Annotated in this window: 10 protein-coding genes; 4 read left to right on the top strand and 6 right to left on the bottom strand. The window is 56.5% G+C overall.

Annotation, left to right across the window (positions count from 1 at the left end; genetic code table 11):
• The 5 genes from AACZ86_RS14960 to purE all read right to left on the bottom strand — a co-directional run bounded on the left by AACZ86_RS14960 (position 1) and on the right by purE (position 4,299).
• Positions 1-924, bottom strand: a complete 924-nt coding sequence (locus AACZ86_RS14960) for a bifunctional riboflavin kinase/FAD synthetase (RefSeq protein WP_339693911.1) — start codon at positions 922-924, stop codon at positions 1-3.
• Positions 925-989: 65 nt separating this feature from the next.
• Complete coding sequence (locus AACZ86_RS14955) at positions 990-2,204, bottom strand: dipeptidase (RefSeq protein WP_339693908.1); 1,215 nt, start codon at positions 2,202-2,204, stop codon at positions 990-992.
• Positions 2,201-2,695 carry a dihydrofolate reductase gene (locus AACZ86_RS14950; protein ID WP_339693906.1) on the bottom strand — a complete coding sequence of 165 codons (495 nt, stop codon included), beginning with the start codon at positions 2,693-2,695 and terminating at the stop codon, positions 2,201-2,203. Before AACZ86_RS14950 ends, AACZ86_RS14955 begins: the two co-directional genes overlap by 4 nt.
• Before the next feature lie 35 nt (positions 2,696-2,730).
• The gene (locus AACZ86_RS14945; RefSeq protein WP_339693904.1) at positions 2,731-3,801 is read right to left on the bottom strand and encodes a 5-(carboxyamino)imidazole ribonucleotide synthase; all 1,071 of its coding nucleotides are present in this window, start codon (positions 3,799-3,801) and stop codon (positions 2,731-2,733) included.
• A 9-nt stretch (positions 3,802-3,810) separates the two neighbouring features.
• A complete protein-coding gene (purE, locus tag AACZ86_RS14940; RefSeq protein WP_339693902.1) occupies positions 3,811-4,299 on the bottom strand; it encodes a 5-(carboxyamino)imidazole ribonucleotide mutase in 489 nt (162 codons plus the stop codon).
• Positions 4,300-4,626: 327 nt separating this feature from the next.
• Here purE and AACZ86_RS14935 point away from each other — a divergent pair, with 327 nt between their 5' ends.
• A complete protein-coding gene (locus tag AACZ86_RS14935) occupies positions 4,627-5,106 on the top strand; it encodes a GGDEF domain-containing protein (RefSeq protein ID WP_339693899.1) in 480 nt (159 codons plus the stop codon).
• A 10-nt stretch (positions 5,107-5,116) separates the two neighbouring features.
• On the opposite strand, the gene gpmA is transcribed toward AACZ86_RS14935, so the two are convergent.
• Positions 5,117-5,803, bottom strand: coding sequence for a 2,3-diphosphoglycerate-dependent phosphoglycerate mutase (gpmA, locus tag AACZ86_RS14930; protein ID WP_339693896.1), 687 nt, complete (start codon positions 5,801-5,803; stop codon positions 5,117-5,119).
• A 355-nt stretch (positions 5,804-6,158) separates the two neighbouring features.
• On the opposite strand from gpmA, the gene AACZ86_RS14925 reads away from it, so the two are divergent.
• The 3 genes from AACZ86_RS14925 (at position 6,159) to AACZ86_RS14915 (ending at position 14,586) form a co-directional block, all read left to right on the top strand.
• A complete protein-coding gene (locus AACZ86_RS14925) occupies positions 6,159-8,693 on the top strand; it encodes a TonB-dependent receptor (RefSeq protein ID WP_339693893.1) in 2,535 nt (844 codons plus the stop codon).
• A gap of 367 nt (positions 8,694-9,060) precedes the next feature.
• On the top strand, positions 9,061-11,604 hold the full coding sequence (locus AACZ86_RS14920; protein WP_339693890.1) for a TonB-dependent receptor: 2,544 nt from the start codon (positions 9,061-9,063) through the stop codon (positions 11,602-11,604).
• A gap of 399 nt (positions 11,605-12,003) precedes the next feature.
• Positions 12,004-14,586: a TonB-dependent receptor gene (locus tag AACZ86_RS14915; RefSeq protein WP_339693887.1), complete on the top strand. Its 2,583-nt coding sequence runs from the start codon at positions 12,004-12,006 to the stop codon at positions 14,584-14,586.
• The last annotated feature ends 22 nt before the right edge of the window (positions 14,587-14,608 follow it).

Below are 14,608 nucleotides of genomic sequence, written 5' to 3'. Positions count from 1 at the left end.
TTACGCCAGCAATTCCCGCGCCTTGTCGCAATCCTTTTCCATCTGCACTTTCAGCGCATCCAGATCATCAAACTTCTGTTCGCCGCGCAGGAAATGATGCAACTCCACCTCGATCGTCTGGCCATAAAGGTCTTCAGCAAAATCGAAGAAAAAAGGTTCGAGCAACTCCTTCGGCGGATCGAAGCTCGGGCGAATGCCGAGATTCGCCGCGCCCTTGAGCACCCGCCCGTCGGGCAACAGGCCCTTCACCGCGTAGATGCCATATTTCGGACGCAGATATTCGCCGATATCGATATTGGCGGTGGGATAGCCCAATATCCGGCCGTTCTTGTCGCCGTGAATGACCTCACCCCGGATCGCGAAGGGACGGGTGAGCAACCGGTTCGCTTCTTCGCAAAGGCCTTCTTTCAGCGCCTTGCGGATACGGCTGGAGGAGATGACATCATCGCTGTCGCTGATCGCGCTGACCGCTTCGCTCTTCAGCCCGTGCGCCGCGCCGACTTCGCGCAGCACATCGACATTGCCTTTCGCACCTTGACCGAAAGTGAAATCGGCACCGGTAACCACGCCCGCCGCGCCAAAACGCTCGACCAGCAGCTTGGCGACAAAATCCTCTGCCGTTGTTGCAGCCAGTCCGGCGTCAAACTCGAAGACCAGCATCGCGCTGGCCCCGGCATCGGCGAACAGCCGCTGGCGCTGGTCCAGCGACGTCAGCCGGAAGGGCGCGACATCGGGCTTGAAAAAGCGCACCGGATGCGGATCGAATGTCGCGATAATCGCCGGACGGCCTTCGTCCCGCGCCCAGCTCAGCGCCTTGCCGGCGACCGCCTGATGCCCGAAATGGAATCCGTCAAAATTGCCCAGCGCGATAATCGCGCCGCGCAGGTCGCCGTCAATCCGCTCTTTTCCGTTCAGTCTTATCATCGAATCGCTATTGCGGGATTTTGCATTTCATTCAACAAATTCGTCATGCCAGCGCAGGCTGGCACCTAACCCGCATCCGAAGTGCGAGCATCGCTATCGGATTGACCCCCAGCCTTTGTCGGGGTGACGGCCTGAGATAAAGGCACAAGCCCCTGCCGGATCACCCGCAATGCATTCAGGCCCATCACCGCGCGGATTTCCGCCTCCGTGAATCCTGCATCCATCAACGCTTGGGTAATCTGGACAATGCCGCTGGTGTCAAAGCGCGTCGTCACAGCGCCGTCAAAGTCGCTGCCCAGCGCGACATATTCTATCCCGACCAGATCGCGAACATGCTTGACCGCCTTGGCGACAGTCGCCGGATCGGTATCGCACATCGCGCCGTCCCAATAGCCAAGGCCGATGACCCCGCCGGTCGCCGCCACGCCCCTGATCTCTGCGTCGGTCAGGTTGCGATTGACCCCGCACACCGCCTGCACGCCGCCATGGCTGGAGACCACCGGCCGCTTTGCCATTTGCAATATGTCGGCAACGGTGGCGTGGCTGCTGTGGGCGATATCGACGATCATGCCCATGTCTTCCATGTCCCTGATGATCGTGCGCCCAAATTCGGTCAGTCCACCTTTTTCAATGCCGTGCATCGATCCGGCCAGTTCATTGTCGAAAAAATGGACCATCCCCGCCATGCGCATGCCCGAGGCGTACAGTTTCTTCAAATTGGCGCGATCGCCTTCCAGCGTCTGCAGGCCCTCGGCGGAAAATAGCACGCCAATGGATTTGTCCAGCCGGTCAAAATCCTCGGGCTTGCTGATCGAAGCCAGCCTGCCACCCGACACGGCAACCGCCTTGTCCAGTTTCTGCGCGTGATAAAGCTGACGCTCGAGCAAGGAAAACCATGTCCGCACCGGTTGCAGCTGGGTGATGGCGAGCAGGGTGATATTGTCGGTGTCGCCGCTGTTGCTGTCGTAATTCTGGCCCTTGGGCGTCTTGGTCACGCTGGAGAATATCTGCAGCCCGACATTGCCCGCTTCCAACCGGTCGAGGTCGATATGACCATAATCCGTACTGTCGGTAATCTTGCGCTTCCATAATAATGTGTCGCCATGCAGATCGACAATCATCAGGCTGTCATGCAGCTTCTGCGCCTCGGCTCTGATCTCCGGCAGCGGCTCGCCGTCGACCATATTGGTTTGCTTGTCGAACCATGCCGGCGCGAAAATCAGGAAGGCGGCGAGGGCGATCCCGCCGATGCCCAAAAGCGCCAGCAGGAATTTCCTCATCCGGTTTTCCTTTTCAGAGTGACGAAGCTGTAACCGGGCTTGTCATTTTTCGGCTCGTGATCCTCGCGCATCGTCTCTTCCCAGACGGCATCGTCAAAAGCCGGCATCTTGATATTGCCTTTGGGCTTGAGATGCACTTCGGTCAGTTCAATCCGGTGCGCACGGTCGAGAAAGGCCTTGTAGATTTCCGCTCCGCCGATCACCGCGATATGCGGGGAATTGGCTATTTTCAGGGCGTTATCGATGCTGTTCGCGGTCTCCGCGTCATCGGTTTCCCAGTCCGTGTCCCGGGTCAGCACGATATGACGCCGTCCGGGCAACAGGCCGGGCAGGCTGTCGAATGTCTTGCGGCCCATGATCATCGGCTTGCCCATGGTCATGGTCTTGAAACGCCGCTGATCTTCCGGCAGGCGCCAGGGAATAGTGTCACCGTCACCAATCACGCCATTGTCGGCACGGGCGAGGAAGAGAATGATTTCAGGATGGTTCATGGGCGACGCCTAGCGCAGTTCCGGCAGACTGCAAATTAGAAATGCAATTTGGTGACATGACCCATTTTTCGACCGGGCCGGCTTTCGCCCTTGCCGTAGAGATGGAGGTGGTTTGCACCGTCGGATAACAGGGCCTGCCAGTCGTCAGCCTGCGCCCCGATCAGATTGTGCATCTCGACTTTTTTCGCGGCCAGTCCGGTGTCGCCGAGCGGCAGTCCGCAAATCGCCCTGATATGATTTTCAAACTGGCTGGTGACCGCGCCTTCGATCGTCCAGTGGCCGCTATTATGCACCCGCGGGGCCATCTCGTTAAAAACCGGTCCGTCTTTTGTGGCAAAAAATTCGCAGGTGAGGACCCCGACATAATCCATCGCTTCGGCCATTTTCGCGGCTAGCGAGCGGGCGTCGTCCTGCTGTTCCAATATCGCGACAGGGGCCGGAGCAACCGAAAGGGCCAATATTCCGTCTTCATGGATATTATGCGGCGTGTTCCAGAAACGGACCTCGCCATCCTGTCCGCGCACCAATATCACCGAAAATTCATGGTCGAAGGTGACAAAGCCCTCGGCCACGCAAGGCTGATGGGCGACGGCCTCCCAATGTTGGTCGAGATCGTCTCCCGGCCGGATACGCGACTGGCCCTTGCCGTCATAGCCCATGCGGATGGTCTTGAGAATCGCCGGTGCGCCTATCTCGGCAATTGCCTTGTCCAGGGTCGACCGGTCGGTGACTTCGGCAAATGGCGCCGTGGTCCCGCCATGGTCTCGGGCGAAAATTTTCTCGGCGATTCGGTTCTGAGCAATATCCAGCGCGGCAATCGGCGGATGCAGTGGCGCGCAGGATGCGATTCGGTGCAGCGGATCGACCGGAACATTTTCAAATTCGAATGTGATCACGTCGCAGCTCTCGGCAAAGCCGGTCAGCGAGGCGATGTCGTCATCTTCCGCGCAGGTGAATTCGGCAGAGACTTCGGCGGCCACGCTGTCGGCGTTGGGCGCATAGATATGGCAGCGATAGCCGAGCTGCGCCGCAGCCATGCTCAGCATCCGGCCGAGCTGGCCGCCGCCCAATATGCCGATGGTTGAACCTGGGGGAAGTGTCTGCATGGGCTCTCTTTATTCGGGCTGGTCGGCGACGGAATCGGTTTGCGCCGCCCGCCATGCATCCAGCCGTTCGGCCAGCGCCGGATCGTTATTGGCGAGGATGGCTGCTGCAAGCAGCGCCGCATTTTTGGCGCCCGCATCTCCGATTGCCAAAGTGCCGACAGGAACGCCGCCGGGCATCTGGGCGATGGAAAGCAGACTGTCCATGCCGCTCAGCGCCTTTGACTGGATCGGCACGCCGAGTACGGGCACGCGAGTCATCGAGGCGACCATGCCGGGCAGATGCGCCGCGCCGCCGGCGCCGGCGATGATCACTTTTAATCCGCGTTCGACAGCCGATGTTGCATAATCATAAAGCCTGCCGGGCGTGCGGTGTGCGGACACGATCTTGGTCTCATGCGCCACGCCAAGCTTATCGAGAATGTCGCTCGCGAGCTTCATCGTCGCCCAGTCGGACTGGCTACCCATGATTATTCCAACCGGAGGAGGTGCTTCGACCATTTTTGCCCCTGACAAATGCTACGGAAGCAATGCGGTTTAGTCATGAAATCGCGCAGACGCAATGCCACTTATTCGCGGTTGGAAATTTCACGGCGACAAATTGCTGTCCGGCTGTTTGATGCTGGACTCTCAAACCGAAATTGCACGAATGTTTACACTTGGATAGAATAATTATCTTGTCTTATCAACTAGATAAAAATATAGGCGCGTCGAAGAGTAAGAATGGAGGGTGATATGCATAAGAATAGTGCAAGCAATGACCAGCATTGTAGAAGTTGCGATGCCCTTCAGCGTGAAATAGACGCCCTAAAGCACGAGCTCGCGAAAATGGAGCAGCATGCTTATCATGATGTGCTGACCGGACTGCCAAACCGCCGGTTCTTTCTTCAGAGCCTTGAAAGCCGGGTCGGACGATGTCAGCGATATGGTGATAATTGTGCCGTGTTGTTCCTTGATGTCGACAATCTGAAAAAGATCAATGATAGCCATGGTCATGGTGCCGGAGATATTGTGCTGGCGCGTCTGGCCGAGATATTGCGGCTACACATCCGCGCGTCGGACGTGGCAGCGCGCATCGGGGGTGATGAATTCGGTCTTCTGCTCGACAATCTGGATGCCGACGAGGTCGAGAAAAAAATAGGATTTCTCGTCAACCAGTTCGCCAAAACAAACTGCAGCTATGCGGACCAGCCAGTGTCTTTTGGCGCCACCATCGGCTATTCTTTCGTCGGCCCCAAAGATACGGTCGAAGGCCTTATGTCCCGCGCCGACGCCGCGATGTACCGGGCGAAAGACAAGCCGGCATAGTCGCTGCAGTTTATCGGTCAGCCAGATAATAGCGCTCGATCTCGCCCAGATCATCGTCCAGTTCATAGACAATCGGTTGGCCGGTCGGGATTTCCAGGCTGGTAATCTCGTCATCCGGAATCTTGGAAAGATGTTTGACCAGCGCGCGCAGGCTATTGCCATGGGCCGAGATCAATACCCGTTTGCCATTTTGCAATTCCGGAGCGATGCGGCTCTTCCAATAAGGCAATACCCGGGCGATCGTGTCTTTCAGGCTCTCGGTCGCCGGAACTTCGATACCCTTGTAGCGCGGATCGTTGGACATTTGATATTCGCTGTCCGATGCCATGGGCGGCGGCGGTGTATCAAAGCTGCGCCGCCAGATATGGACCTGTTCGTCGCCGTGCTTGTCGCGGGTTTCCTGTTTGTTGAGGCCGGTCAGGCCACCATAATGGCGCTCGTTGAGGCGATAGTTTTTCTCCACCGGTAACCACAGGCGACCCATTTCTTCCAGGGCGAGGTTGAGTGTCTTGATCGCCCGCGTCTGGACGCTGGTAAAGCAGATGTCCGGATCGATACCCCGTTCCTTCATCAGCTGTCCGGCGGCTTTGGCCTCTTCGACGCCTTTTTCGGTGACATCGACATCCCACCAGCCGGTAAAGCGGTTTTCGAGATTCCATAGCGACTGGCCGTGGCGAAGAAGGATGAGTTGGGGCATTTATTGTCCTTGAGCTTGTGTTTCTCCTTCCTCTAGCGGCGATGGCGGGGGTCGCCAAGAGCGATTTCAGCAAGAAAGATTGTGCCGCCCGTCGCTTTACACCACCAAAGCGGGCAATCTCCGGTTTCTTTTCGCTATCAAGCGTTAACCAACATCACAAAACTCCGTCTAACCCTATGCGATATCATGGTAACATTCTGGCAGCAGGCGCAACCTGGTCGGTTACGGACCGGCTTGCCTCCTGATTGAATGTCGCTGGTAAAGATATGGCAACCAAATTGACGTAATGGTGTCATGCCAACCTCTCTCAACGCAAATAGACAGTTAGGGCTGCGCCTTAACCTGGAGAATATTAGTGAACAACATCGGTAGAATGCTCGCGGCTGCGCTGTGCACCACTGCAATGGCAACGCCCGCATTTGCACAAGACGGTGTGCAGGAAGCGGAATCATTCGACGAAAATGTCATCATCGTGACGGCCACACGCCGCGCGCAGGATGTGCAGGCTATTCCTCTGGCAGTGACTGCGGTCAGTCCGGTCGAACTGGAACGTCAGGGCGTTGTCAGTGTTGGCCAGATCACCAATGTGTCTTCCAGCTTCTCCGTGTCGAACGCCCAGCTGGCATCCGGTTCGGTGGTGCTGCGGATTCGCGGTGTCGGTACCACTTCCAACAATATCGGTTTTGAATCGGCTGTCGGTATTTTTATCGACGGTGCCTATCAATCCCGTCCCGGTGTTGCCCTTTCCGAATTTGTCGACGTTGAACGGGTTGAAGTTCTCCGCGGCCCACAAGGTACGCTCTTCGGTCGCAATACCTCTGCCGGCGCTCTGAACATTACCAATAAACGCCCGAACCTGAGTGAATTTGGCGGTTTTGCCAATGCAACTTATGGCAATCGCGATCTGATGGGCGTGCAAGGCGCGGTGAACGTGCCGATCGTCGAAGGCAATCTGGCGCTGCGTGTGACAGGTGCCTATCGGGAACGTGACGGCTATGTGACCGTAGTCGATGGCAGCGGCACCAAGATTGGGGATTCCAACGGTACCGACCAGTATCTCGTTCGTGGCCAGCTCGGTTTCGAAACCGACAGTGGCATCAGAGGACGGCTGATTGCCGACCATTCCAAAAGTACCGCTGGCTGCTGCGCGGCGGTAGAAGTCCTGCAATCGCCGCTGGAAACCTCCGGTCTTCTGGCCGCCGTAGGACTGGGCGCACGCGGGGGCATGGCCGGTCCGGTTGTCGCGCTTAATCCGTTCGACACGACCACTGCGGAAATTGCAGCCGACAACCGGATTGCAACCGCCAGCTTCGCTCCGCAGACCCGCTTTGACCAGTGGGGTATCACCGGCGAGGTGGAAGTGCCGCTGGGTGACAGCACCAACCTGATCTACATCGGTTCCTATCGCGAATATGACGCCACGGAAGCCTATGATAACGACTTCTCCGCGCTCGACGTGTTCAACGTCACCGACAATCGCACGTCCATCGAAACCATGACCCACGAATTGCGCGTTCAGGGCGACTTGTTCGGCGGCGCGCTGAAATGGCTCGTCGGCGGCTATTATTCCGAGGAAGATATTGCGCAGCAATTGTCTTTTGCGCTGGGTGCGGATTATGACCAGCTCGTGGGAGCCATTCTCGCCGGAGCTACCGGCGGTGCCAGCCTCAACCCGCTCAGCCCGATTTTCTTTGGCGCAACGCCATTGCAGAATATAACCGGCGTCAATCCGGCGACGATCACCAATATCAATCAATATGCGCAGAATAGTAAAAGCTGGTCGCTCTTCACCCACAATGTTCTGGAAGTGACCGACGGTCTGGAACTGACCGCGGGGCTGCGCTATTCGGACGAAAGCAAGAACGGCAGCTTCGCCAGCGGCGGTACCAATAATGCGGTCTGTCCGGCTATCGTCGGGGCGATATCGCCCGGTGGCGGTTTGAGCGGCTTGCCCGGCGCGCTGCAAAATGCGTTTTTCGGACTGGGCTGCTTTGCCTTCACCGCTCCGGTGGATGCGCCTTATGCGGCGCTGCTGCCAACCCCGCGCACGTTCAGCAACACGTTCAGCGATTCGGAACTGATCTACACCGGTAAAGTGGCTTATGCCTTTGTCGATCCGGTCAATATCTATGCAAGTTTCACCCATGGCTACAAGTCGGGCGGCTTCAATCTGGATTCGACGGCGGCTGCCGGTGGTACCGATCCGCGCTTCCTTTCCGAAGAAGTGAACTCCTATGAAATAGGTCTGAAGGCCAAGCTTCTGGACAATGCCGTGACGCTGAACCTGGCCGCTTTCCGGGAAATATTCTCGAACTTCCAGATCATCGAATATACCGGCGTGCAATTCCGCACCTTCAATGTTGCCAAAGCGGTAACCCAGGGTCTGGAAATCGAAACGATGCTTCGTCCGAGCGATCATTTCACGGTCAACGCCGCGCTGACGATCACCGATGCCTATTATCCGGATGATTGTGCCGGCACGCAGACCACGGTCAATGTGCTCGCCCTATGTGGCAATTCGCTGACCAATGCTCCGGACTTTGTCGGCATTGCCGGCGCAACCTATGCCAATGACATCGGAACGAACCTGGCCTATTTCCTCAACGGGCAAGTCCGGTTCGAGGGCGACCGCCGGACGTCGACCCAGGCAATCGATCCCGTTAACCTGACCGCGCTGCCGTTTGTCGTTCAGGACAGCAATATCAAGATCAACCTGCGTGCGGGTATCGGCAGTCAGGACGAAGCCTGGGGTATCGAGGCTTTTGTGACCAACCTGACCAACGAGGTGACTCGTGGCGTGACCTTCGCGACAATCTTGCGGTCTGGTTCGCAATCGGTCTTCGTGCAAGAGCCGCGCAGCTACGGTTTGACTTTGCGCAGCAAATTTTAACGCTGCACTGTCGGCTTCAAGCTGATGTCATAACAATGGATCATGAAGGGGCCGGATTGTCAGGCCCCTTCTTTCGGGACAGCTAGAACAGCTCCCGGCAAAAAGGCCTGTCCGGGCAACCGGCATGGCATCCGTCATATCGTCGTTTGCGACCGTCGATTTTCATTGCGGATTTTGCAACTGTGGCCGGCCAGCCACGGACATATGTATCATTTTTGCAACGATGGGTCCGAATTCGGCCAGATCCCGCCTGTCTCCGCTTGATTTAATGGCTCAATTAAACGACTGGCGCGTCCACAGCTGTCGTGGAAAAGCCATCCCCCTTGGTATGCGGCAATCATGACAGCCTGTTCAACGGAGTATATAAATGAAAACCTTCAATAAATTCCTCATGGCAGCGCTTTGTACATCAGCCATGACCACCCCCGCCTTTGCGCAAGACGAAGCGCAGGAAACAGAAGTTTTTGACGAGAATGTTATCATCGTGACGGCAACCCGTCGCGCACAGGATGTGCAGGATATTCCTCTCGCCGTGACCGCGGTCAGCCCGGTCCAGCTGGAACGTCAGGGTGTTGTCAGTGTTGGCCAGATCACCAATGTGTCTTCCAGCTTCTCCGCTTCGAACGCCCAGCTGGCGTCCGGTTCGGTGGTCCTGCGAATTCGCGGTGTCGGCACGACGTCAAACAATATCGGTTTTGAATCGGCCGTCGGTATCTTCGTCGATGGAGCCTATCAGTCCCGCCCGGGCGTCGCGCTTTCCGAATTTGTCGACGTTGAACGCGTTGAAGTGTTGCGTGGCCCACAGGGCACACTTTTTGGTCGCAATACATCTGCCGGTGCCTTGAACATCACGAATGTTCGGCCTGACCTGAACGATTTTGGCGGTTTCGCCAATGCCACTTATGGCAATCGTGACTTGATGAGCATCCAGGGTGCGGTGAACGTTCCTCTCGTTGAAGATACTCTGGCTCTGCGCGTTACCGGTGCTTATCGGGAACGTGATGGATATGTGACCGTGGTTGACGGTAGCGGCACCGAAATCGGTGAATCGAACGGTACTGACCAATATCTCGTGCGTGGCCAGCTCGGCTTCGAAACCGATGGCGGCATCAGCGGACGTCTGATCGCCGACTATTCCAAGAGCACGGCCGGTTGCTGTGCTGCGGTTGAAGTTCTGCAATCGCCGCTTGAAACCGCTGGCCTGTTTGCAGCCGTTGGACTGGGTGCCCGCGGCGGCATGGCAGCACCGGTTGTTGCGGTAAATTCTTCCGATACGACCAGCGCCGAAGCGGCAGCAAGTAATCGCATTGCAACGGCCAACTTTGCGCCGCAGACACGCTTTGACCAATGGGGCATCACCGGCGAAATCGAAGTGCCTCTCGGTGATAGCGCGGACCTGATCTACATCGGTTCTTATCGCGAATATGACGCAGCTGAAGCCTATGACTCCGACTTCTCGGCGCTTGATGTCTTCAATGTCACCGACAACCGTACGTCGATCGAGACCATGACCCACGAATTGCGTATTCAGGGTGAAGCTTTTGGCGGCGCTCTGAACTGGCTTGTTGGCGGATATTACTCCACGGAAGATATTTCGCAGAGTGTGTCTTTTGCGCTCGGTGCGGATTATGACCAACTCGTTGGAGCCATTATCGGCGGTGCAACCGGCGGTGCCAGCCTCAACCCTGCGAGCCCGATTTTCTTTGGTGCAACGCCACTTCAGAATCTCACAGGCTTTAATCCTGACGTGATCACCAACAACAACCAATATGCGCAGAACAGCAAAAGCTGGTCGATCTTCACCCATAATACGCTGGAAGTCACTGACGGGTTGGAACTGACATTGGGTCTGCGTTATTCGGATGAAAGCAAAGACGGCAGCTTCGCCAGCGGAGCAAACAACAACCCGGTCTGTCCGGCAATTGTTGGCCAAATCTCTCCCGGCGGTGCTTTGAGCGGCTTACCCGCTGCTCTGCAAAATGCGTTTTTCGGACTGGGTTGCTTCGCTTTTACCGCACCGGCGGACGCAGCATATGCAGCCGCGTTGCCGACACCGCGGACCTTCAGCAGCAAGTTCAGCGACACGGAACTGATCTATACCGGTAAAGTGGCTTATGCTTTTGCCGATCCGGTCAATATCTATGCCAGCTTTACCCATGGTTATAAATCGGGTGGCTTCAACCTCGATTCGACCGCTGCGGCCGGCGGCGCCGATCCGCGCTTCCTTTCCGAAGAAGTCGACGCCTATGAAATTGGTCTGAAAGCCAAATTCCTGGATAATGCGGTGACCTTGAACCTGGCGGCATTCCGTGAGGAATTCTCGAACTTCCAGGTACTGGAATTTACCGGTGCCCAGTTCCAGACCTTCAACGTTCCAAAAGCGGAAACACAGGGTGTTGAAATCGAAACGACGATCCGTCCGAGCGACCATTTCACGGTCAACGCTGCTATGACGATCATCGATGCCAGCTATCCGGATGATTGTGCCGGTACGCAAACCTCGTTGAACGTTCTTGCGCTTTGCGGAAATTCGCTGACCAACGCACCGGATATCGTCGGTATTGTAGGCGCTACCTATACCAATGACATTGGTAACAACCTGAAATACTTCCTGAACGCGCAAGTGCGGCTGGAAGGCGACCAACGGACGTCAACGCAGGCCGTGGATCCTTCCGATCTTGCGTCGATGATCCCGGTTCCGTTCGACACCCAGGATGGCAACGTCAAGATCAACCTGCGCGCCGGTATCGGTAGCCAGGATGACGTTTGGGGCATTGAAGCGTTCGTGACCAACCTGACCAACGAAGTGACCCGTGGCGTGACGTTCAACACGGTGTTGCGTTCCGGTTCGCGGTCGGCTTTCGTTCAGGAGCCTCGCAGCTACGGCCTGACGCTTCGCGGCAAGTTCTAGCATCAAAACAACGGCGGTGACCTGATGTCATCTTGCCGGATTATGAGGGGGTCGGATTTTCCGGCCCCCTTTTTTTGGCTGCTTGAATCACGCGTGGCGAAGATATGAGCGTAGGATTTCCCTTCCGCCGTAACCCGATAATTTCCCGATTGCGGCTCGCTCCACTCCACGCTCGTTGCGCGTTTCAATGTGCATTGCAGTTTCTATACATATGGTCTGCCAGCGACAAACAGGTGTCGCATTTTTGCAACGATATGGTTTGAATCGGCCCATTTCTGCCCTTGACGCTTGATTAAATTGTCCCGTTCAAGGACTTATTATGTGTAGCGCAGTCGTAAAAACAAGCCAGCCCCCAGGGAAAATGGCGATGACGGCAGCGATTCCAACGGGAGAGTATAAATGAAAAGCTTCAACAAACTTCTCATGGCGGCGCTTTGCAGCACCGCTATGACCACCCCCGCTTTTGCGCAGGATGCTGCTCAGGAAGTGGAAACATTCGACAATGATGTGATCATCGTGACGGCAACCCGCCGCGCACAGGACGTCCAGGACATTCCTATCGCCGTGACCGCCGTCAGCTCGGTTCAGCTCGAGCAGCAGGGCGTGGTGAACGTGCAGAATATCGGCAGCGTATCACCAAGCTTCTCGACCTCGAACGCGCAAACAGCGTCCGGAACGGTTGTGCTTCGTATTCGCGGTGTCGGTACCACTTCCAACAACATCGGTTTTGAATCCGCTGTCGGTATTTTTGTAGACGGTGCCTATCAATCGCGCCCTGGTGTTGCGCTTGGTGAATTTGTTGACGTGGAACGCGTCGAAGTTCTGCGCGGACCGCAGGGCACTTTATTTGGACGGAATACGTCCGCGGGTGCCTTGAACATCACCAACCGGCGCCCGGATCTCAATGATTTTGGCGGTTTTGTTAACGCGACCTATGGTAATTACGACCATATGAGTGTGCAGGGTGCGATCAACGCTCCGATCATTGAAGACACATTGGCGCTTCGCGTGACCGGCGCATATCGCAAGCGTGACGGTTATGTCACCGCCATCGACGCCACCGGAGCGACGAACGGTGAATCCAACAATAGCGATCAATATCTGATCCGCGGCCAGCTTGGTTTCGAAACCGAAGGTGGCATTAGCGGACGTCTGATTGCTGATTATTCCAAAAGCACTGCCAGCTGCTGTGCGGCGGTAGAATTATATCAGTCTCCTGTCGAAACGGCCGGATTTTTCGGTCTGGTCGGCCTTGGTGCCCGGGGCGGCATGGCTGGGCCGGATGTTGCGGTAAACCCGTTTGACACGACGACGATGCAGCGTGCTGTCGACAATCGCATTGCGACACAAAGCTATCAGTCGATGAACAGCAATGATCAATGGGGCGTAACGGCCGAGGTCGAAGTTCCCGTCGGTGACGCAGCCGATTTGATCTACATCGGGTCCTATCGCGAGTTCCGGGCAGGCGAATCCTATGATTCGGACTTCTCCGGTCTGGACATCTTTAACGTCCTGCCTGGCGGCGGAACGGCCATTGACACGATGACGCACGAATTGCGTCTGCAGGGCGATGCTCTTGATGGCGCACTAAGCTGGCTGGTCGGCGGATATTATTCCGACGAGGATATCAGTCAGGTCGTCAATTTTGGTCTCGGCGAAGATTATGACGCGCTGGTGGGTGCTTTATTTGGCGGCGCCGCTGGCCCGGCTCCGCTTGCGCTCTTCTCCGGCGGTGTCGACGCTGCGACCGTTCGGGCAACTAATGCTTATGCGCAAAGCAGCAAAAGCTGGTCGATCTTCACCCATAATACACTGGAAGTGACAGAGGGACTGAAACTTACAGTTGGTCTGCGTTATTCGGATGAAAGCAAGGACGGTAGCTTTTCCCAGCCGTCGGTGAACAATGCGCTCTGCCCGGCAATCCTGAGCAACCTGTTGGGCGCTCCGCCTGCTGGCGCTGCGCCGGCTCCGCCTTTGGCAGGCGGCTCTGCCCTGGCCAATGGCCTGTTCGGAACCGGTTGTTTCGCGTTCACCGCGCCGGCTGATCTGCCCCAGGCCGTTGCTGTCCCGCTTCCGCGTACATTTAACGGGACGTTCGGCGATGAAGAGCTGATCTACACCGGTAAGATAAGCTATGATTTTGCGTCTCCGGTCACGATTTATGCCAGCTTTACGCACGGGTATAAATCCGGCGGCTTCAATCTGGACTCCACCGCGGCGGTCGGCGGCAGCGACCCGAGCTTTCTGTCGGAAGAAGTCGATGCTTATGAAATCGGTTTCAAGGGCAAGTTCCTCGACAATGCTGTGACGGTGAATATCGCCGGTTTCCACGAAGAATTCAGCAATTTCCAAGTGCTGGAATTCACCGGGGCCCAGTTTACCACATTCAACGTTCCGATGGCCAAATCCACCGGTGTCGAACTGGAAATGCTGGCGCGTCCAAGCAATCATTTCACCATCAACGGTGGTCTGACTTACACCGACGCGCGCTATCCCGAGGATTGTGCCGGTACGCAAACGTCAGCCAACGTATTGTCGCTCTGTGGCAATTCGCTGACCAACGCGCCCAAATGGGTCGGCATCATGGGCGCAACCTATGATCGTGATCTCGGCAGCAGCATGAAGTTCTTCGTGAACGGTCAGGTGCGCATGGAAAGCGATCGCCGGACGTCTACTCAGGCAATTGTCGTCCCGAGCGCGACGGATATTGCTACAGCTGGCAGCGTTCAGGCTGCTGTCGCTGCGGCCCCATTGGTTCCGTTCGATGTCCAGGACGGCAATATCAAGATCAACATGCGGGCTGGTATCGGCGATATTGACGATGCATGGGGCATCGAAGCGTGGGTCACCAATCTGACCAACGAAGTGACGCGGGGCGTGACATTCAACACCGTACTTCGCGGCTCTGGAGCTGCAGCATCACGCTCGGCCTTTGTCCAGGAGCCGCGCATGTATGGCCTGACGCTTCGCGGCAAGTTCTAGAAGCGATCTAAATCCGGTGGCT

Source organism: uncultured Parasphingorhabdus sp. (genome assembly GCF_963975735.1).
Taxonomy (GTDB): domain Bacteria; phylum Pseudomonadota; class Alphaproteobacteria; order Sphingomonadales; family Sphingomonadaceae; genus Parasphingorhabdus.
Note: the sequence above shows the minus strand (reverse complement) of the source record. Positions and strands in the feature narration are given on the sequence as shown.